The organism is Pseudomonas sp. FSL R10-1350 (assembly GCF_009600525.1).
GTDB lineage: Bacteria > Pseudomonadota > Gammaproteobacteria > Pseudomonadales > Pseudomonadaceae > Aquipseudomonas > Aquipseudomonas helleri.
Genome location: NZ_WIVR01000025.1, coordinates 1 through 19,855 on the forward strand (window position 1 = coordinate 1; position 19,855 = coordinate 19,855).

The 19,855-nt window shown below is 61.2% G+C and carries 15 protein-coding genes and 1 pseudogene; 6 read left to right on the forward strand and 10 right to left on the reverse strand.

The window, feature by feature from the left end; all coding sequences use genetic code 11:
- The 5 genes and pseudogenes from GHO25_RS13215 to GHO25_RS13235 form a co-directional block, all read left to right on the forward strand.
- A pseudogene (locus tag GHO25_RS13215) lies at positions 1 to 270 on the forward strand (bifunctional methylenetetrahydrofolate dehydrogenase/methenyltetrahydrofolate cyclohydrolase); the annotation flags it as partial.
- Entirely contained in the window at positions 252 to 1,493 is a 1,242-nt protein-coding gene (locus tag GHO25_RS13220; protein ID WP_048387478.1) for an FAD-dependent oxidoreductase, read from the forward strand. The pseudogene GHO25_RS13215 and the gene GHO25_RS13220, both read left to right, overlap by 19 nt.
- Positions 1,494 to 1,506: 13 nt before the next feature.
- Positions 1,507 to 1,809 (forward strand): sarcosine oxidase subunit delta, encoded by a 303-nt coding sequence (locus tag GHO25_RS13225; RefSeq protein WP_048369159.1) that lies wholly within the window; start codon positions 1,507 to 1,509, stop codon positions 1,807 to 1,809.
- The gene (locus tag GHO25_RS13230; protein WP_153390953.1) at positions 1,806 to 4,703 is read left to right on the forward strand and encodes a 2Fe-2S iron-sulfur cluster-binding protein; all 2,898 of its coding nucleotides are present in this window, start codon (positions 1,806 to 1,808) and stop codon (positions 4,701 to 4,703) included. Before GHO25_RS13225 ends, GHO25_RS13230 begins: the two co-directional genes overlap by 4 nt.
- A gap of 3 nt (positions 4,704 to 4,706) precedes the next feature.
- Positions 4,707 to 5,258 carry a sarcosine oxidase subunit gamma gene (locus GHO25_RS13235; protein WP_048369162.1) on the forward strand — a complete coding sequence of 184 codons (552 nt, stop codon included), beginning with the start codon at positions 4,707 to 4,709 and terminating at the stop codon, positions 5,256 to 5,258.
- A gap of 95 nt (positions 5,259 to 5,353) precedes the next feature.
- Here GHO25_RS13235 and GHO25_RS13240 read toward each other — a convergent pair whose 3' ends face one another.
- From GHO25_RS13240 to GHO25_RS13285, 10 genes are all read right to left on the reverse strand, one after another.
- Positions 5,354 to 6,952, reverse strand: a complete 1,599-nt coding sequence (locus GHO25_RS13240) for a GMC family oxidoreductase (protein WP_153390954.1) — start codon at positions 6,950 to 6,952, stop codon at positions 5,354 to 5,356.
- A complete protein-coding gene (locus tag GHO25_RS13245; protein WP_153390955.1) occupies positions 6,939 to 7,769 on the reverse strand; it encodes a shikimate dehydrogenase in 831 nt (276 codons plus the stop codon). Before GHO25_RS13245 ends, GHO25_RS13240 begins: the two co-directional genes overlap by 14 nt.
- Positions 7,770 to 7,773: 4 nt before the next feature.
- On the reverse strand, positions 7,774 to 9,207 hold the full coding sequence (locus GHO25_RS13250) for an aldehyde dehydrogenase family protein (RefSeq protein WP_178110081.1): 1,434 nt from the start codon (positions 9,205 to 9,207) through the stop codon (positions 7,774 to 7,776).
- A gap of 957 nt (positions 9,208 to 10,164) precedes the next feature.
- Positions 10,165 to 10,893: a UTRA domain-containing protein gene (locus GHO25_RS13255; protein WP_048369166.1), complete on the reverse strand. Its 729-nt coding sequence runs from the start codon at positions 10,891 to 10,893 to the stop codon at positions 10,165 to 10,167.
- Entirely contained in the window at positions 10,883 to 11,482 is a 600-nt protein-coding gene (gene pnuC, locus GHO25_RS13260; RefSeq protein WP_048369167.1) for a nicotinamide riboside transporter PnuC, read from the reverse strand. The genes GHO25_RS13255 and pnuC overlap by 11 nt, the downstream gene beginning before the upstream one ends.
- A 48-nt stretch (positions 11,483 to 11,530) precedes the next feature.
- Positions 11,531 to 13,753, reverse strand: coding sequence for a TonB-dependent siderophore receptor (locus GHO25_RS13265; protein WP_153390956.1), 2,223 nt, complete (start codon positions 13,751 to 13,753; stop codon positions 11,531 to 11,533).
- A 127-nt stretch (positions 13,754 to 13,880) separates the two neighbouring features.
- Positions 13,881 to 14,759, reverse strand: coding sequence for a sulfurtransferase (locus GHO25_RS13270; RefSeq protein WP_153390957.1), 879 nt, complete (start codon positions 14,757 to 14,759; stop codon positions 13,881 to 13,883).
- Positions 14,756 to 15,922: a phosphotransferase enzyme family protein gene (locus tag GHO25_RS13275; protein ID WP_153390958.1), complete on the reverse strand. Its 1,167-nt coding sequence runs from the start codon at positions 15,920 to 15,922 to the stop codon at positions 14,756 to 14,758. Before GHO25_RS13275 ends, GHO25_RS13270 begins: the two co-directional genes overlap by 4 nt.
- Positions 15,922 to 16,839 carry an ABC transporter substrate-binding protein gene (locus GHO25_RS13280; protein ID WP_153390959.1) on the reverse strand — a complete coding sequence of 306 codons (918 nt, stop codon included), beginning with the start codon at positions 16,837 to 16,839 and terminating at the stop codon, positions 15,922 to 15,924. The genes GHO25_RS13275 and GHO25_RS13280 overlap by 1 nt, the downstream gene beginning before the upstream one ends.
- A 558-nt stretch (positions 16,840 to 17,397) precedes the next feature.
- A complete protein-coding gene (locus GHO25_RS13285; RefSeq protein WP_153390960.1) occupies positions 17,398 to 18,312 on the reverse strand; it encodes a LysR family transcriptional regulator in 915 nt (304 codons plus the stop codon).
- A gap of 119 nt (positions 18,313 to 18,431) precedes the next feature.
- Between GHO25_RS13285 and GHO25_RS13290 the strand changes: the two genes are divergently transcribed.
- Complete coding sequence (locus GHO25_RS13290; RefSeq protein ID WP_153390961.1) at positions 18,432 to 19,853, forward strand: MFS transporter; 1,422 nt, start codon at positions 18,432 to 18,434, stop codon at positions 19,851 to 19,853.
- Positions 19,854 to 19,855: the final 2 nt, after the last annotated feature.

The window sequence follows — 19,855 nt, forward strand, 5'->3', positions numbered from 1 at the left end:
CCGCGCCTGATCGACGCCGATTGGCTCAAGCCCGGCGCCGTGGTGATTGATGTCGGCATCAACCGCATCGATGACAACGGACGCAGCCGCCTGGTCGGCGATGTGGATTTCGACAGCGCACTGACCCGCGTCGCGGCCATCACCCCGGTGCCCGGCGGCGTCGGCCCGATGACCATCGCTTTTCTGATGAAAAACACCGTGACCGCTGCCCTTAACCAATCACAGGCGCAACGCTGCCTGTCGGAGGCCGTATGCCCTTCAATCTCTTGAAATACGGGCTGAGTTCGGAGTACCCGGTAGAGGTCGACTTACCGCCGCCCAAGGCGCTCAAACCCAGCTATGACGTGGTCATCATCGGCGCGGGCGGGCATGGCCTGGCCACCGCTTATTACCTGTCCAAATACCACGGCATCAGCAATATCGCGGTACTCGAAAAGGCCTATCTGGGGGGCGGCAATACGGCGCGCAACACGGCAGTCATTCGCTCCAACTACCTGACCAGCGAAGGCGTGAAGTTTTACGCCGAGTCAGTGCGGATGTTCCAGTCGCTGTCCAACGAATTCGATTTCAACATCATGTATTCGGAGCGCGGCCAACTGACGCTGGCCCACACCGATGCCACCGTGCGTTCGTTCCGCCAGCGGGCCGAGGTCAACAAGCACTTTGGCGGGCGCAGCGAGATGATTGACCGCCAGCAGATCCGCGAACTGGTGCCCACCCTCAACCTTGATCCCGGCCATCTGCCGGTGCTCGCCGGGCTGTGGCACATCGACGGCGCCACCGCCCGTCACGATGCCGTGGCCTGGGGTTATGCCAAGCAGGCGGCCAAGCGCGGGGTGGAGATTCATCAACTGACCGAGGTTCAGGACCTGGTGATCGAGAACGGCGCAATCACCGCCGTCAAAACCAATCGCGGGACGATACGCTGCGGTTGCGCCGTGCAGGCCATTGCCGGACACAGCTCGCTGCTGATGGCCAAAGCCGGGATCCGCTCGCCGATTCAGACCTTCCCGTTGCAAGCCATGGTCACGCAACCTTTCAAGCCGTTTCTCGACCCGCTGGTGAGTTCGTCGGCACTGCACTGTTACGTGCAGCAAACCAGCCGTGGCGAAGTGGTGTTCGGTGGCGGCTCCGACCCCTACCCGCTGTACAACACCCGCTCGACCCTGGACTTGAAAGAAAGCCTACTGGCCCACGCCATCGAGATGTTCCCTTTTTTGGCCAACGCCAAACTGATGCGCCAATGGGCCGGGAGCACCGACATGACCCCCGACTACAGCCCGATCATGGGCTTGTCGCCGGTAAAAAATTACTACCTCGACGCCGGTTGGGGCACGTGGGGCTTCAAGGCCACGCCCATCTGCGGCAAGACCATGGCCGAGCTGGTTGCCAGCGGCGGCAAGGTGCCCGAGCTGATCAAACCGTTCGCCCTCGAACGTTTTTCAACCTTCCAGCAAGTCAACGAAATGGGCGCCACGGCGGCCAGCCACTGACCCGGAGCACGCAATGAAAATCATGATGTGCCCGCTCAACGGGCCGCGCAATATCAGTGAGTTCACCTACGGCGGCGAGTTCAAGGTCATGCCAGATCCGACCACCTGCAGCGATGGCGAATGGGCCGACTACGTGTTCAACAGCGAAAACCTCGCCGGGGTGGTGCGCGAATGGTGGATGCACACGCCGTCCAGCTACTGGTTTATCGCCGAGCGCCACACCGTCAGCGATGAAGTACTGCGCACCTTCGACCCCAAAGAGCTGTTTACACGCCGTGTCGAGTTCAGTACCGCCGCCAAGGAGATTGCAGGATGAACCGCCTCCCCGCCCCGATGGGCCTGCTGATCGACCGTCATCAGCCGCTGGACTTCACCTTCGATGGCGAGCGTTACCAGGGCCTGCAAGGTGACAGCATTGCCAGTGCGCTGCTGGCCAACGGCCGGTTTCTGCTCTCCCGCTCGTTCAAATACCATCGCCCCCGTGGCCCGCTGACCATGGCCGGGCAAGACGCCAACAGTCTGGTGCAATTGCCCAAAGAACCCAACGTGCTGGCCGATGCCTGCCCGCTGACGTCGGGTTTGCAGGTCAGCGCGCAAAACGTCAACGGCAGCCTGGACCATGACCGCGACGCCTGGCTGGGCAAGTTTTCCAAATTCATGCCGGTGGGGTTCTACTACCGCTCGTTCTACAAGCCCAAGGGCATGTGGAAGCTCTGGGAGCCGATGATTCGCAAAAAAGCCGGGCTGGGTGGGCTCGACCTGAATTTCACCCCCGAGTACTACGACAAGGCGTATTTATTCACGGATCTGGCGGTGATCGGCGCCGGACCTGCCGGTTTGCAAGCCGCGTTGACGGCCGCCAATGCCGGGGCCAAGGTGCTGCTGATCGAGCAGCAAGCGGTGCTCGGTGGCTCACTGACCTATGCCCGCTTCGACATTGAAGGCATGCAGGCCAACGCTGTGCGCCATTCGCTGCTGGCGCAAGTGGTGCAGCACGCCAATATTAAAGTGCTCACCGAGGCGACCTGTAACGCCTGGTTCACCGACAACTACCTGCCGGTGATTCAGGGCAAACGCCTGTACAAGGTGCGGGCCAGCCAATGCCTGGTGTGCAGCGGGTCGTTCGATCAGCCGGTGATCTTTCGCAACAACGACCTGCCGGGGGTGATGCTGAGCAGTGCCGCCCAACGCCTGATGAAACTCTATGCGGTCAAGCCCGGCCAACGTGCCGTGGTACTGACCGGCAATGACGACGGGTATCTGGCCGCGCTGGATTTGCATGAGCAAGGCGTGGAGGTTGCATCGCTGATCGACCTGCGGGCCGCGCCGGGTAATCCGGCGCTGCGTGAAGCCTTGCTGCAACGCAAAATCCCGTGCCTGAACAACAGCACCGTGTACGAAGCCCTGCACGAAAAAGGCATGCGCCACGTGACCGGGGTCGAGGTGCGCACCATCCTCGCCCAGGGCCGCGTGGCTGACAGCGGCAAACGTCTGGAGTGCGATCTGTTGTGCATGTCGGCAGGCTATATGCCGGTCTATCAACTGCTGTGCCAGGCGGGCGGAAAACTGGCCTATGACGACCAGCGCGCCGAGTTCACCCTCAGCGGGCTACCGCAAAACTTGCAGGTTGCCGGGTCCGTCAATGGCCGCCACTTACTCGACAACGTACTCGCCGACGGCGCCCGTGCCGGTGCCGCTGCGGCACGGGCACTCGGCCTGAGCGCAGATGCAGCCCCTGAACGGTGGCGGGCAGAAGCGCCAGTCAACTTCAGCTGGCCGATATTCCCGCACCCCAAGGGCAAAGACTTCGTCGACTTTGACGAAGACCTGCAAGTGGCCGACATCGTCAACGCCACGCGCATCGGCTATCGCGACGTGCAACTGGTCAAACGCTACTCCACCGTGGGCATGGGCCCGTCCCAAGGCCGTCACTCGGCACTGCCCACTGCGCGCCTGGTGGCTTGGGCGACGCAACGCAATATCAGCGAGACCGGGGTCACCACCGCACGGCCGCCGTTTGTGGCAGAAAAACTCGCCCATGTGGCCGGTCGCGCGTTTGACCCGTATCGCCAAACACCCATGCACATCCGCCATGTGCGGGCAGGCGCGAAAATGATGCCGGCCGGTATATGGCAACGCCCGGCCTACTACGGCGCGGCCAAAGACCGCGAAGCCTGCGTGCAGGCCGAAGCCCTGCACGTGCGCAACAAGGTCGGCATCATTGACGTGTCGACCCTGGGCGGCCTCGATGTGCGCGGCCCGGATGCCGCTGAGCTGTTGAACCGCCTGTACACCTTTGCCTTCATCAAGCAGCCCGTGGGGCGCTCGCGCTATGCGCTGATGACCAACGAGCATGGGGTGGTGATTGATGATGGCGTGTGCGCACGCTTTGCCGAGCAACACTTTTACGTCACCGCCACCACCAGCGGCGTAGACCGCATTTACCAGCAGATGCTGAAGTGGAACGCGCAATGGCGTCTGGACGTCGACATCACCAACGTGACCGCCGCCATTTGCGCGGTCAACGTAGCCGGGCCGGACTCACGCAAAGTCCTCGAACTGCTCTGTTCTGACCTCGATTTAAGTGCCAGTGCCTTCCCGTATCTGGGCGTGCGCCAAGGCACGGTGGCCGGGATTGCAGCGCGCTTGCTGCGGGTCGGTTTTGTCGGCGAGCTGGGGTATGAGATCCACGTTCCGGCCCGTCACGGGCTGGCGCTCTGGGATGCCCTGATCAGCGCCGGCAAAGCATTTGATATTCGACCGTTTGGCGTTGAAACCCAGCGCTTGCTGCGCCTTGAGAAAGGCCACGTAATCATCAGCCAGGACACCGACGGCATGACCCACCCGGCAGAAATCGACATGGGCTGGGCGGTGAGTCGCAACAAACCCTTCTTCGTCGGGCGGCGCTCGGTGGACATCCTCGAGGCCCAACCGCTCAAGCGCAAACTGGTGGGCTTCAGCTTGCCCAAAGACAGCGCGCAACCGCTTGAAGGGCATTTGGTGCTTAACGGCCCGGACATCAGCGGCAGCGTCACCTCCTGTGAATACTCCGCCAGCCTGGGCAAGATCATTGGCCTGGCCTACGCGGGCATCAACCAGAGCACGCCGGGACAACGCATCCCGATCCGTGTTGAAGGGGGTATGACCGTTCAGGCCGAGGTTGTCGCCCTGCCCTTCTTTGACCCTGAAAACCAGCGCCAGGAGCTTTGACCCATGACCAGCCTGAGACAACAGCAAGTGCCCTTGATTGGCTGTGCCCTGAGCGACTTGACCGACCTGCCCCGGGTCGGCTTTCGCGGGGCTGACAGCGCCGACTACCTGCGCGGCCGCGGCTTCGAACTGCCGACCGCCCCCAACCGCGCCATCACCCAACCTGACGGCAGCCTGGTGGTACGGCTTTCACAGACTGAATACCTGCTGATCGCCAGCCACCTGCAAGACGAACGCATTGCCGACGAAGAAGCACGCTGGGAGATGGACCATCAAGCCAACTACCTGCTGCCGCGCCAGGACAGCCACGGCTGTTTCCAGCTCAGTGGCGAGCACCTGAGCGCGATCATGGCCAAGCTCTGCGGCGTCGACCTGAGTGCCGAAGCTTTCGGGTTTGGCGCCGTGGCGCAAACCTCGGCGGCGCGTATCAACGTCATCGTCATCAACTCGGGCAGTGCGCAGCAGCCGGCTTTGCACATTTTGTTTGACCGTCCCTCGAAAGCCTATTTCCACGAAGCGCTGGTGGATGCGATGCAGGAGTTTATTGGGGGGTAAAAAGGCCTGTAGGAGCTGCCGAAGGCTGCGATCTTTTGATGAATAACGTCAAAAGATCGCGAGGCAAGCTCGCTCCTACAGGTGGGTGACGCTTATCAATGCAGCGAAGCCGCTTCCAGAATCAGGTCCGCGCCGCGCTCTGCCACGGCCATGACCGCGCCCTGGATGTTGCCGGAGACCATTGACGGAATCACCGAGGCGTCGACCACGCGCAACCCCGTCATGCCCCGTACCCGCAGGGACGAGTCGACCACGGCGTCAGCATCTTCGCCCATGCGGCAGGTGGCGATGGGGTGATAGATGGTCTGGCCGTTACGTTGGGCAAATTCAAGCCATTGTTCATCGGTTTGCACGTCAATGCCCGGGCCGGTTTCCAGCTCGACAAAGGCTTGCATGGCTGGCCGCTGCATGATCCGTCGGGCGATTTTCATGCCCTCGATCAGGCTTTGGCGGTCTTCTTCGACGCTCAAGAAGTTCGGCCGAATGGCCGGCATGACTTGCGGGTCGGCTGACTGGATATGGATGCTGCCCTTGGACTTTGGCCGTAACTGGCTAACCCCGATGGTCATGCCCGGGTGCTTGTCGAGAATCCGCTCGGCCGCGTTGGCGTAGCTGGCGTGCACCACAAAGTACTGCACGTCCGGGGTTGGCATCTGCGCCTGGCTTTTGACAAACCCGTGCACCAGCCCGGTACCCAGGGTCAGAATCCCGGTGCGCTGGGTGAAGTACTCGAACACCGCCATGCCCAAGCGCCAGCCACGGGCCATTTGGTTGAGGGTGATCGCGTTTTTGAGCTTCCAGTTCAGGCGGGTGGCAAAGTGGTCGATGTAGTTTTCACCGACCCCGTCCAGCCGGTGCTTGACTGCAATGCCGACTTTTTCGAGGACATCCGGACGACCGATCCCGGACAACTCAAGGATCTGTGGCGACTGGATCGCCCCGGCACAGAGGATCACGTCCTGCAACGCGTTGACGGTGATTTCCCGGCCATTCTGGCGGTAAGTGATGCCCGTGCAGCGATTGCCCTTGAGCTCCAGCCGCAACACATGGGCATGGATTTCAATGCTCAGGTTGGGCCTGCGCCGGGCCGGGTTCAGGTAACCGTCCACCACGCTCCAGCGCCGCCCTTGGTGCTGGACCACCTGGTAGTAGCCGAAACCGGTCTGCTGTTCATTGTTGTAGTCGCTGTTGAACGGCTGATTGTCTTGCTTGGCCGCGAGCATGAACGCGTCGGCAATGGGATAGCGCTCGGACACCTGGCTGAGGTGCATAGGGCCGTCATGACCGCGGCGATGATCGCCCAGCGGATAGTTTTCGATCTTCTTGAAGTACGGCTTGAGGGTGGTGAAGTTCCAGCCCTTGGCGCCAGCGGCCTCCCAGGCGTCGTAATCACCCGGCTGACCGCGCACGTAGATCATCCCGTTGATCAAGGTCGAGCCACCCAGGCCTTTGCCGCGTGGCACGGCAATTTCGCGGCCTTGGGTGTTCTCTTCGGCCTGGGTCTTGAAACGCCAGTTATAGCGTTTGTCGACCAGCAGTTTGCTGAAGCCTGCCGGAATCGGAATCCAGAACCCCTTGGGTTCACCCCCAGCTTCCAGCACCAGGACACGGTACTTGCCGGAGGCAGTCAAACGGTTGGCGAGAATGCAGCCTGCGGTGCCGCCGCCGACGATGATGTAATCAAACGCACTCATGACAGGACTCTTTCTTGCTCGACGACATTGCCGCTGCCATCAACTCAATCTGGCAGAGCAGCATAGGCAGGCCTTCGTGGATCCGGCAGCCAACTTTTTGCGCCGCCGCCAATAATGGGGTGATGACTGGTTTCATGATGATCTCGGCAACCACTTGATCGGCCGTGAGCAGCGTGACGTCACACGGCAGCGGGTCGCCCTCCTTGAGCCCCAGTGACGTGCCGTTGACTACCAGGTCGTAGCCTGAAGGGTCGGAGGTTCCGACCGTGACTTGCAGATCAGGAAACGCCTTGGCGAGACGGTCAACCAGCGACGTGGCTTTCTCGCGACTGCGGTTGGCGATGGTCAGCCAGCCAATCCCGGAGGCTGCCAGGGCAAAAGCGATGGCATTGGCCGCACCGCCTGCGCCCGCCAGGTACACCGCGCGGCCTTCAAGTTCGATGCCCGCTTGCCGCAAGCCGCTGACAAAGCCTTCGCCATCAAGGATTTCACCGTGCAATTTGCCGTCGCAGGTACGGGTCACAACGTTCACCGCACCCACCAGGCGCGCGGCCTCGGAAACGCTGTCGCACAGATCAACAATGGCGGTTTTGTGCGGCACCGTGACGATAAAACCGTCAAGGCTCTTGATACCGCGCAAGCCGTTGACCACCCGCTCAAGGTCAGACGGCGACACATGAAACGGCACCAGCACCTGGTCCAGCCCCATCGAGGAAAACAGCCGGTTCATGGCTTGCGGGGTCTGCACGTGGTGGATCGGGTCGGCAAGGATGGCGAAGACCCGTGTGGTGCCGCTGATTTGAGTGATGTCATTCATTGCTTCAGGCCAGGGTGTAGGCGGTTTTTACGCCTGTATAAAATTCACGGGCATAGCTGCCCTGCTCTCGCGTGCCGTAGCTGGAGGCCTTTCGGCCGCCAAACGGGGCGTGATAGTCGACGCCTGCGGTGGCCACATTGACCATCACCATGCCCGCGCCGGAACGCTGCTTGAAGTCAGCGGCGTATTTGAGCGAGGTGGTGCAGATACCCGAGGACAAGCCAAAATCGGTGTCGTTGGCCAACATTACGGCCTGCTCGTAGTCCTTGACCCGGATCACGCTGGCCACCGGACCAAAGACTTCTTCGCGGTTGATGCGCATGTCATTGGTGGTCTCGGTAATCAGCGCCGGGGACAAGTAAAAGCCCGGGGTTGCACGTTCCAGCCGTTCGCCGCCAAAGACCAGGTTGCCGCCTTCACTGCACGCAATGTCGATGTACTCGCAGTCCTGCTTGAGTTGCGCCTGGGACACCACCGGGCCCATGTCGCAGCCGTCGGCCAGCGCATGGTCGACCCGCAGCCCGGCGAGCCGTTGCTTCACGGCCTCGACAAAACGGTCGTGGATGCCGTCTTGCACGATCAAGCGGCTGGAAGCGGTACAGCGTTGGCCGGTCGAGAAATACGAGCCGGACACCGCGACTTCCACGGCTTGCTGCAAATCGGCGTCATCCAGAATCACCAGCGGGTTTTTACCGCCCATTTCCAGCTGCACCTTGGCGCCCCGTTCCATGCAGGCCAGGCCCACCTGGCGGCCGGTGAAGGTTGAGCCGGTAAAGGTCACCGCGCGCACTTTGCGCGAATGGGCCAAGACGTCACCCACTTTTGAACCCGGCCCCATGACCAGGTTAAACACCCCGGCCGGCAGCGCCCCGGCCCGCACAATGATTTCGGCCAGCGCCCAGGCACTGCCCGGTACCAGATCTGCGGGTTTGAAGACCACGGTATTGCCGAACGCCAATGCGGGGGCGATCTTCCACGCAGGGATCGCGATGGGGAAGTTCCACGGCGTGATGATCCCGATCACCCCTTCAGGCTCACGGCGTACATCGACCTCGACGCCAGGGCGAATGGAAGGCAAACGTTCACCCGACAAACGCAGGGCTTCCCCGGCAAAGAATTTGAACACGCGCCCGGCCCGCACCACTTCCCCGACGCCTTCGGCCAGGGTTTTGCCTTCTTCACGGGCCAGCAAACGCCCGAGTTCTTCGCGACGCGCGAGGACCTCGCTGCCGATACGGTCCAGCGCGTCACTGCGTTGTTCTGCGGTAAATTTTGCCCATGCGGCCTGCGCATCAAACGCCGCTTCAACCGCCGCTTGCGCCTGCGTGGCATCTGCCCGCGCATACTCACCGATTACATCGTTGGTGTCTGACGGATTGATGTTTACGTTCACATCAACGCCGGTAACCCACTCTCCGCCTATATAGTTTTTATTCACGCGTAGTGCTCCAGCGAGGGAATAAACACGTTCCAGGTTCACTATGGGTGTGCTGCCTTGAAGGCAGCCGAACGCCTTGACCATGACGCAGGGCGCCAGCTTTTAGGGGGCGAAATACCCTGGAAAATGCAGTCAATCGCTATTAAGAAGGTGATGGCAAAAACATACGCTGAAGCCCGGACAGCGTCTATGAATTGGCTGTGACGGGGGTTCATACCCGCTGTGCCAGGACGGCACAGGGCTATTGGTTTGCTGCCATCGTCTTCGACGCCGCGCTGTCGCGCAATAAACAGGCCACCGAATATCTTCAGCATCCCCCAATCGGTTCCCTCTCCTTCGGGAGAGGGCTAGGGTGAGGGGGCTCTTAGATCAAGATCAAAAGATCGCGAGCAAGCTCGCTCCTACAGGGGCTTTAGAATCAATCACTTATTTTGTGTTTGACAAGAGTGACCGCCCCGTCTTCGACGCCGCGCTGTCGCGCAGCAAACAGGCCACCGAATATCTTCAGCATCCCCCAATCGGTTCCCTCTCCTTCGGGAGAGGGCTAGGGTGAGGGGCTTTTGACTTGAGTACATATCCATTGCTGCGGCAACGGCTACTTAGGGTTCCGGCCTTACGCCGTGCCACTTTGAAAAGCGCAAAGTGGCAAAACGCTTTTTGCCCCAACCCCTCGGTGCCTCGCTGTGGCTCGGCATGCCCTCACCACAGGCCTTGCTCCGAGGGCCGCCGCGATCGGCCATCCCTGGCCGTGTCGCGGCTAACCCGGCGTCCTGCCGGGTTACCCTCTGCGCAAAACCTGCGTTCGGCCAGCGTGGTTTAACGGGGCCTCTTAGATCAAAAGCCGGATCAAGATCAACAGATCGCGAGCAAGCTCGCTCCTACAGGGCCTTTAGAATCAATCACTTATTTTGTGTTTGATAGGAGCTGCCGAGGAACGAAGGCTGCGATCTTTTGCGGTTAACCCGGGTAGCGGGTTTCCATGACCACGGACAAGGCGTCCGGGCGCCAAAACTCCTGGTCAAACTCAACCGGTTGGCCGGCTTCACCAAAGTTCAGGCGTTCGAGGTACAAGCTGCTGGAGCCGACACTGAGTTGCAGCAGTTCGGCCTGATGCTCGTCTACGGTGCCGGTGTGCATGGCCAGTTCGCAGCGCGACTGGACACGGCCAAAACGTTCTCTCAGCACAGTGGTCAGCGAGGTGTTGAGGTCAGCATCGAGTAACCCCGGGCACCAGTTGGCGACCAGTGCGTTGAATTCCAGGAGCACCGGGCGCCGATCCACCCAGCGCCGCCGTTGCAGATAAAACACCGGCTCGTCAGCCGATGCCAAGCCCATCCGCCGTGCCAGCCAACTGCCCGCCGGGCGCAGTTCGGCGTGCAGGCATTCGGTTAATGGCGTACGCCCTTGGGCGGCAACGTAGTCCATAAAGCCGGTGATGCGCGTCGGGTCGTAGCGAATACGTTGGGGGCTGACGAACCAGCCCCGGCGGTTTTCCCGGTATACCACCCCTTCGGCTTCGAGTTGCTGCAACGCTTGGCGCAATGTCACGCGGGTGCAGCCAAAACGCTCGGCCATCTCACGTTCGGACGGAAATTTGTGGTCGGCGCAGGGCGTCCCGCTGGCGACGTCAGCGGCAATTTCGTCACGAATACGCAAGTAATGAGGGGACACGGGATCAAATGGCATTGGCACATCCACGGGCTTGGGTCTGCGCTTCCTGGCTCAGCAGGTCACGCTTCCAGCTACGGTAGCCATAGAACGCCAGCAGCACAAACCCGGCGTAAAGGCCTGCCGTCAGTTGCAGGTCTTTGCTCAAGTACATGCCCACGTAGACAACGTCCAGGGCTATCCACAACGCCCAACTGGCCACGTATTTACGTGCCGCCCAGACGCTGGCGACCAGACTGAATGCTGTCAGTGATGCGTCCAGCCACGGCACAGCGGCATCGGTAAAACTGGACATCAGGCCGCCCAGCAACACGGTGCCGATGACTCCGGCAATCGCGCCCAGTACGGCATCGCGCAATGGCAGTCGCGCCACGTGCACTTTGCCGTGATCCAGCCCGCCCTGGCTCCAGCGCCACCAACCGTACCCCTGCAGAAAGGCAAAGATGATTTGCAGCAAGGTGTCGGAATAGAGCTTGGCGTCGAAAAAAATCCACGCATACAACAGCACGGCAACGACACTGACCGGCCAGCACCAGCGGATGCGCTGGGTGGTCAGCCAGACCCCGAGGACATTGATCAGCACGGCGACGATTTCCAGATTTGACATTCTTGCGCCCTCAATAAAGTGGTGCAGCACCCAGGGGTGCTGCCCGAATCAGAAGTTCACCGTGGCGGACAAACGCGCGGTTCGCGGCGCACCCTGGAATACGTAGTCGTCGCCCATGTAGGCACCCACGTCACGCCAGTAGCGTTTGTCGAACAGGTTGTCGACCGTCAGGCGAAACACCGTGTCGTAACCTTCGATGCGGGTGCTGTAGCGGCTGCCGACATCGAACACGGTGTAACCGGCGGCTTTGACGCTGCCCTGCTGATTGGCATATTTGCTGGCGCTGTATTGCCCGCCGCCCAGTAAGGCCAACCCCGGCACCCCCGGAATGCTGTAGTCAGCGTGCAGGCTGGCGCGCAGGTTCGGGACGTTGATGGCTTGATGCCCGTCATAGGCGTCGGTGCCGCTGTCGCTGACCCGTGCGCGGATGGCGGCAACACTGGCGGCGATTTGCAGGTTAGTGCTCACGTGGCCATTGGCCGATAACTCGATCCCGGTGTTTTTCTGCTTGCCCTGCTGCACGAAGGTGAAGGTGCCGTCGCCGTTAGGCTTGTTGTACTGGTAGTCCTGGCTGATCTGGAACAGCGCGGCAGTCAGGCTCAGGTTTTGCCAGTCGTGCTTGACCCCCAATTCGATTTGACGCGAGGTGGTGGGTGCGAGGATTTCACTGGCATTGGTGCTGAACCAGGCCGCCTGGCCGCCCAGTGACAAGCCCTTGCTGTAGCTGAGGTACACCGAGGTATCCAGCCATGGCTTGTAGATCAAAGCCGCTTGCGGCAAAAACTCCGAGCGTTGGGTATGCCGATTGGTCGCCCCGTCGCTGTCATAGGCTTTTTCGTCGAGGCGAATCTGCCGCCCGCCGAGCACCGTTTGCCACTGCTCGTTGAAGCTGATGCGGTCGGTCACGAACACGCCGTATTGGCGGCTGTCGAGATGGCGGTAAGTGTGGCCCGGGGTGCCGTCATACGGGTCCAGCGGTTCAGGGGTGGAGCCAATCGTGCCGGAACCGATCATCTGGTTGAACTCAGGGCGGCTGTCGAGCACCCGGCGAAATGCGCTGCTGCCCACCGTCAGTTCGTGCTTGAGCGAACCGGTGTCGAACTGGCCGCTGAGTGCCAGTTGCGCCTCATCATTGCGCCGCGTGTCATCGGGGTTGCGGTAGTCATAAATGTCGTAGTTGCCTTCAGGGCTGAAAGTGTTCGGCACGGCGGCGTCGGCGCAACTGGCCGAGCCGTAGCAGCCCCAGGCGAAGGTGCTGTAGTCATCAATCACCACCCGGCTGCGCGAGGCGCTGAAGCTGGCTTTCCAGTTCTCGTTGAAGCGGTACTCGTACAAACCGTCCATGTTCAACGAGTTGATGGTCACCGGTTTCGACCAGCTTTGATAAGCCAGCAGATCGTGTGGGTTGACGTGATGGGGCAGCTCAGTGCCGCCCAGCAACTGATAGCCCGGCACCGAACGCTGTTGACGGCGCTGGTACTCGGCATTCAGTTGCAACGTGCTGTTGGGGTCGATGTTCCAGTCCAGCGCCAGCGAGGCAAAATCGCGCTTGCCGTCGGCATGGTCGACATAGGAATGGATGTCTTCATGGGCCAAGTTGGTGCGGATACCCACCTGCTGCTCGCTGCCGAACCAGCCACCCAAATCAGTTGCCAAATAGCTACCGCCCTGATCGGTGGTCGATACCGTCACCGAGCGCACATTTTCCGGGCGTTTGGTCACGTAGTTGACCAGGCCGCCAGGCTCGGACACGCCACTTTGCAGGCCCGCCAGGCCTTTGAGCACTTCGACCTGCTGCTTGTTTTCCAGGCCGACGTTTTGCTCGCCGGTGATGGTGCGCCCATTAATCTTGTAGCTGCTGGCCGAATTCAGGGAGAAGCCGCGCACCTCAAAGTTTTCGTAATAACCAATCGGCGCATAGCTTTCGCCCACGGAGGCATCATTGCGCAGCACTTCGCTGAGCAGGCGCGCTTGCTGATCCTTGATCTGCTGATCGGTGATCACGCTGATTGCCGCGGGCGTGTCGAGCAGAGGCGCCGAGTCAAAGCCGCCGACCGAGGCCGAGGTGGCCTGATAACCGCTGTCGTGCTCGCCGACTACGGTTACGGCGTCCAGTTGAACGCTATTGGATGAAGCCGCCGGGCTGTCGGCCCATGCCCCTGCCGGCAGCAAGGTTGTGCCCACACCAAAGGCCATCAATATGCCGGCGCGTAACAGATTTGGCGAAAACCGAGGGAGGGATAACTCGGCAGTTCGATACAACATGACCATGAAAGCTCCTTAACGGGCACCGCCGTCACCGGCGCTATTTGCCAGGCACGGTGCCGCAAACGCGCCAGAACTGCAAAGCCCCGGTACTACTTGGATTGATTGGCCAGTGCCCGAAGGCCCGTGGACGTCAGGCCGGAGCTGCTCCGGTGGTCATTGGCAAGCGCGGGTCGGCGGCCCATTCCTGGAGGGAACCGTCGTAGATATAGACGTCACAGCGACCGACTAATGTAAGGGCCAGCGCCTGCGCGGCAGCAGAAATACCGCCCCCGCAGTACACCACCACGGGTGCCGCGGCCTGCAACAGCGGCGCCAGCACCTCACGCAAAGCATGGGGTTCGAGGTAGCGACCGTGGTCATCGAACACACTGCGGGCTGGCACATTGAGGCTGCCCGGAATATGCCCGCGACGTGCATAACGGGTCACGGCGCTGCCCTCGAACAAACCGGCAGACAAGGCACAGACCAGGGTCGCGGAGCGCTCCCCGGCGAGTACGGCCTCAACGCCTGCACGGTCGATCCAAAAACCTTCGACAAAGGCTGGCAGCCACTGGCTTGGCTGCGACGCCTGCGCCCCGCTCTGCTCGGGCAAACCAGCGCGCTGCCAGGCCCTGAAACCGCCGTCCAGCACTTGGCTGTACAGGCCGACACTGCGCAGCATCCACCACAGCCGCGCCGCCCAAAATCCGTCATTGCGGTCGTAGATCACCACCCGTCGTTGCGGGCTGATGCCCAGTTGCGTCAAACCGTCCGCCAACTGCGCAATGCCCGGCAAAGCAAAACTGAAGGACGCTTGCTGATCTGCCAGAGCGCCGTACAGGTCGGCATGCAACGCTCCCGGAATGTGCGCTTGCAGCCAGCCATCGCGACCGCTGCGCACTTGATAGTCGCCATCAAAACGCGGTGCAGGCAGTTCAACCGTGGCATCGATGATCAACAGATCCGGGTCGTTCAACGCCGCGTGCAGGGCCTGCGGGCTGATCAACGGGCTGTTCGCGACGTCGCTCATGGTTGCTCACCCTCTTTGGCGCGGGCGGCCAAATCGTGCAGATGAGCCAGCAGGCGTTGACCTTCTGCGCCGTTAAACCAGCGCGTATGGCCGATCAAGTAGGCCTCGTAGGCCACCGTGGCATTGGCCTCGGAACCGACGATGCCCTGGTAATAGGCGACTTCTGACAACGCAAAATCGGTGTGCACCAACGGCAGCAAGGCCGCCAGGGTCAGCAAGTCCTGGGCCGACAAAGGCCGCACGCTGTGGTAGCCCTGCAAAATCGCGTCGACCGACTCCAGCGAGGCGGCAGCGCTGCCGCCGATGTCCAGGTCCAGCCAGGGAATGCTGTTGCGCTCCACAGCCGTGGCCAGATCGAACAAGGCAAAGGTCTGATCGGCCAAACCAAAATCCAGCACGCTGCTGACCTGGCTGTCTGGCTGCGTGGTGTCCCAGAGCAAATTGGAGGCATGCCAGTCGTTGTGGGTCCACAAGGGCTGTTGCGTGGCGAGCAACGGATACAACTGCTGATGAAAAGGCAGATGCAGGCTTTGCAGGTCAGCACGCCAATCGCGCTGGCTCAAGTACGCCGCCAGTGCCGGATCATTCACGCAGGCCGCTTCAATGGCGGCAATCGGATCGGGCTGGCTGAACAGACGGAAGTTGGCCAACAGCACCGGCGCCTGACGCGGCGGCGCAGTAAACCCGCTGGCAGCGTCATGCAAACGGGCCAGGCTCTGCCCGGCTGCCCAGGCATGTTGATACGCCTGAAACGGCGTCCACGACAGCGCCTCACGGTAGAGGTCATGCCCGACGGCGATCTGGTGCACTTCATACGTCCACTCGCCAAGGGCAATGGCCGTGTCGCCCTCAGCACTGCTCAGCACCTGGGCCACCGGCGCGCCGTTGCCACGCAGATGGGCCATAAAGCGATGCTCTTCGCGCAACCACTCCGGCTCACGCACCGAGCGATGATGACGTTTGACAAACAGCGGCTGCTCACTGGTGGTGATCAGGCAGGCGGCCGAGAAAGGACGCGGGCTGTGCCAGCTGACTTCACGCAGGCTGCCGACCGCCGGGTAGTGACTGAGCAGTTGCTCAATCGCCGCATCGTCAATCGCTGGCCAGTCGGCTTGTACCGGCTCCCGTCCCACACCATGAGCACTGCTGCGCGCGTCTGCCATCAGAGCGTCTCCGGCAGATAGGCATTGGTGGTTGCACCACGCCAGGCGTGTGCGTCGTTCAGCACCTGATGCTCATGCAGCCACTGGGCATAAGGTTGCAGCAGGCTTTCACGCTGCTCACCCCAACGGCCCTGGTGCAGCCAGGTCGGGGCGATGTGCTGCAAAGACTGCGCGAGCAGTTCACGGGGGAAATACGGCGTGGCGAGTTCATAAGCTTGTAAGGCGCTCAGGGGGTCTTGCGCGGCGGCCAGATAACCGCGAGCGGTGACGGCGAGGAAGGCGCGGGTCAATTCAGGGTCAGCGGCCAGGGTGTCTTCGTGGGCGCCGAGCAAATAGCTGTGATACGCCGGGGCACCGATGTCATCCACCGGCCACACCACGCGACGCTCTTCGGCAACCGGGCTGGCCATCAACGCTTCCCAGGCCCAGTAACCGCCAAAACTGGCATCAGCGGCACCGGCGGCCAACTCTTCGGGGCGCAGTTCGCGCACGCCGCTGTCGACGATGATGACCGCATCCGGATCGCCGCCATCGGCTGCCACTAGGTGACGCACCATGGCCAGACCGCGTGGGGTCGGGTTCAACGCAAGGCGGCGCCCGGCCAGATCACGGGGCCGCGTAATGCCCGAGTCGGTGAGGGTTTGAATCGACTCCAGGCCGCGATGGTTGATCGCCGCAATGCCGCGCAGTGGCTGGCCCAAGGCGCGACGCACCAATAAGCGGTTGCTGGGGAACAAACCGAAGTGCACAACTTTGCCGAGCAAGTGATCCAGCGTGTCACCACGCCATGGGTCATGCACCACCAGTTCGACGTCCAGACCGGCGTCGCTGTACCAGCCCTTTTCACGGGCCAGATAAAGCCCTGCCGAGTTCGGCCAGGGGTGGAAATATTCGAGCATTACGCGTACGCCAATCATTACCGCGCTCCTGCCCTGCCACTCAACGGTGAAGGGCGCTGTTTTTTGAGTAGGCGATTTATAAAGGTGAAATCTGGTCTATACCAATATCGTTTTTTGCTATGGATATAGCTGTTTTGGTTTTGCTGGTGCCATGTACCCCGGTGCGTAGTAGGGGCCGCCCCGTCTACGACGCCGTGCTGTCGCGCAGCAAACAGGACACTGTAGTCGCTGACGAGGTACGAAGGCTGCGATCGGCTGCGTGCAGCCGTAAAACCATCCACCTCCGGATTCTTGGGTACATATCCATTGCTGCGGCAACGGCTACTTAGGGTTCCGCCCTTACGGCGCGTCACTTTGAAAGCGCAAAGTAACCAAACGCTTTTTGCCCCAACCCCTCGGTGCCTCGCTGAGGCTCGGCATGCCCTCACCACAGGCCTTGCTCCGTGGGCCCGCCGCGATCGGCCATCCCTGGCCGTGTCGCGGCTAGCGTGGTTTAACGGGGCCTCTTAGATCAAGATCAAAAGCCAGATCAAGATCAAAAGATCGCGAGGCAAGCTCGCTCCTACGGGGGTTAGTTTATAAAGATGCTCGACCCGGCAGCGGTGACTCGCGCAGCAGGTCTATAACGATGCGCACCCGGGCGGTCATCGCCGGGGACGCTGGCCATACCGCATGAATCGGCAAACCCGGTGCCTGATACGCTTGCAACAACGCCACCAAGGCGCCCGTCTTGATCTGTGCATCGACCAACCAACCGGGCAACTGTGCCACTCCGTGGCCGTCGAGAGCCGCAGCTGCAACGGCTTCCATGTCCCCCAGACGCAATCGCGCAGGTAGTTGCAACAGGCTCGTGCGGCCCTGCAAGCCGCTAAAATGCCAGCCCTCGACACGCCCGTTGCGCAGCGTTCCAATGCAGGCATGGCTGGCCAGGTCTGCGGGAGATTGCGGCTGACCATGCGCCTGCAAATAGGCCGGTGACGCACATACCACCAGGCTTTGGCTGCCTATATGTCTGGCCGCCAAGGTGGTGCTGTCTTCCAGCGTGCCAATGCGAACCGCCAGGTCGTAACCCTCTTCGGCAAAGTCCACCGCGCGGCTGGAGAAGACCATTTCAAGTTCAAGTGCCGGGTACTGCGCTGCCAATTTCAAGAGCAACGGCGCAATCCAGTAGCGCCCCAGCAAGACCGGAACAGCCACGCGCAATCGCCCGGAAGGCACGCGACGACGCTCACTTAAAGAGGACTGCGCGCGCTGTAATTCCTCCAGCGCCAGCACGCAGCTGTCATAGAACGCCAGCCCTTCATCCGTCAGCGACAGGCTGCGGGTGGTGCGGTGCAGCAATCGCGCGTCCAGCCGTTGTTCAAGCCGCGAGACCGCTTTGCCAATACCCGAAGGTGTCTGCCCCAATTGGCGGGCAGCGCCACTGAAACTGCCGGTTTGCACAGCCGCGACGAACGCTTGAATACCGGTCAATCCTTCTACTGAAACCATGGCTGAGGCCTTTTCTATTTGAGACTTCTAGTCCTGAGAGCTTGGTATTTATAGCTGAACTGCGGATTAAACCTCACAGATAAAATACGCAAACTTCTTTTGCACGAGTCTTGTCTGCCATGTCTTCTGCTATCAAAACCCACAGCCGCTGGCTAGCGTTGGGGGGCATTTCCATTGCCAGCTTTCTGGGATGTATCGACTTCACCATCGTCAACACCGCGATACCGGCGATTCAAACCGAGTTGAATGCGAGCATCGATCAAAGCCAATGGGTGGTGACGATGTTTGTCATGGCGCTCTGTTCATTCATGGTCGCAGCCGGACGGCTGGCGGACGTGTATGGCCGCCGTGGCGCGCTGTATACCGGCATGCTGGTATTTGCCCTGGCGTCATTGGGTGCTGGCTTGTCGACTTCAATCGGCATGCTGATTGCCTGGCGCTTTGTGCAAGGGCTGGCCTGCGCCGTGCTCTACACCACCTCGGCCAACCTGGTGGCCGATGCGTTCGCGCCCCGGCAGCGCGGCATGGCCTTGGGGCTTCTGTTTGCCGCCAATGGCCTGGGGCTGGCAGCGGGCCCGGTTGCCGGCGGGTTACTGGTGGCGGCATGGGGCTGGCGCTCGGTGTTTTTACTCAATGTGCCCTTGATCGTGCTCGCCTTTGCGCTGTGTCTGGGGCAGTTGCAAGCCTCACGCCCACCTGCAACGACGCAAAAGCTCGACATCCCCGGCTTGCTCCTGCTCATGCTGGGCATCCCCGGCCTGCTGCTGTTGATCAGCCATGCCGGTGAATGGGGTTGGGGGTCTGTTCAGACGCTGCTGCTGGCGGGGGGAACGGCGGTGCTGCTGGGCCTGTTTATTCGCATCGAGCTAAGGGCTGAACAACCGTTGGTAAACCTCGGGATTTTTACTAACCGGCGCTTTATAGCGGCCAGTATTGCGACGTTTTGCCTGGCGTTTTTTTACTGCGCGGCGTTTTTTCTCATGCCGTTGTATCTGGGTTTAATCCGCGGGCAGGACAGCGCGGGCATTGGCTGGATGCTCCTGCCGACTACCTTGGTGATGGCTGCAGTATCCCCGCTCGCCGGACGACTGGTTGATCGCTACACCACCACGCCAGTGTTGATTGCGGGGCTGCTGTTTCTGGCGCTGTCGGCACTGATTCAGTCGCGTTTTACCCTGAACAGTGACCTGTCCACGGTGTTGCTGGCATTTGCCTGTATGGGCATCGGTTGGGGATGCATGCTCGGCCCTTCGACCATGGCGGCCTTGTCTTCGGTGCCAGAACAACTGGGCGCAGTCGCGATGGGTACGTCATGGACCTTGCATAACCTGGGCGGCGCGCTCGGCGTGACGATTGCTACGGCGCTGTATACCTCGGTGACATCGTCCGCGGGCGTGTGGACACAGGTGGTTTTTTTATCGGGCTTTCAGGCCGCGATGGGCTTGCTGGTCGGTGTTTCACTAGCAGGAGGGCTGGCAGTACTGGCCTTGAGCCGTCGATCGGGCATGACTGCGCCAGCGCAGACGTGGTCTGGTAAGTAGAA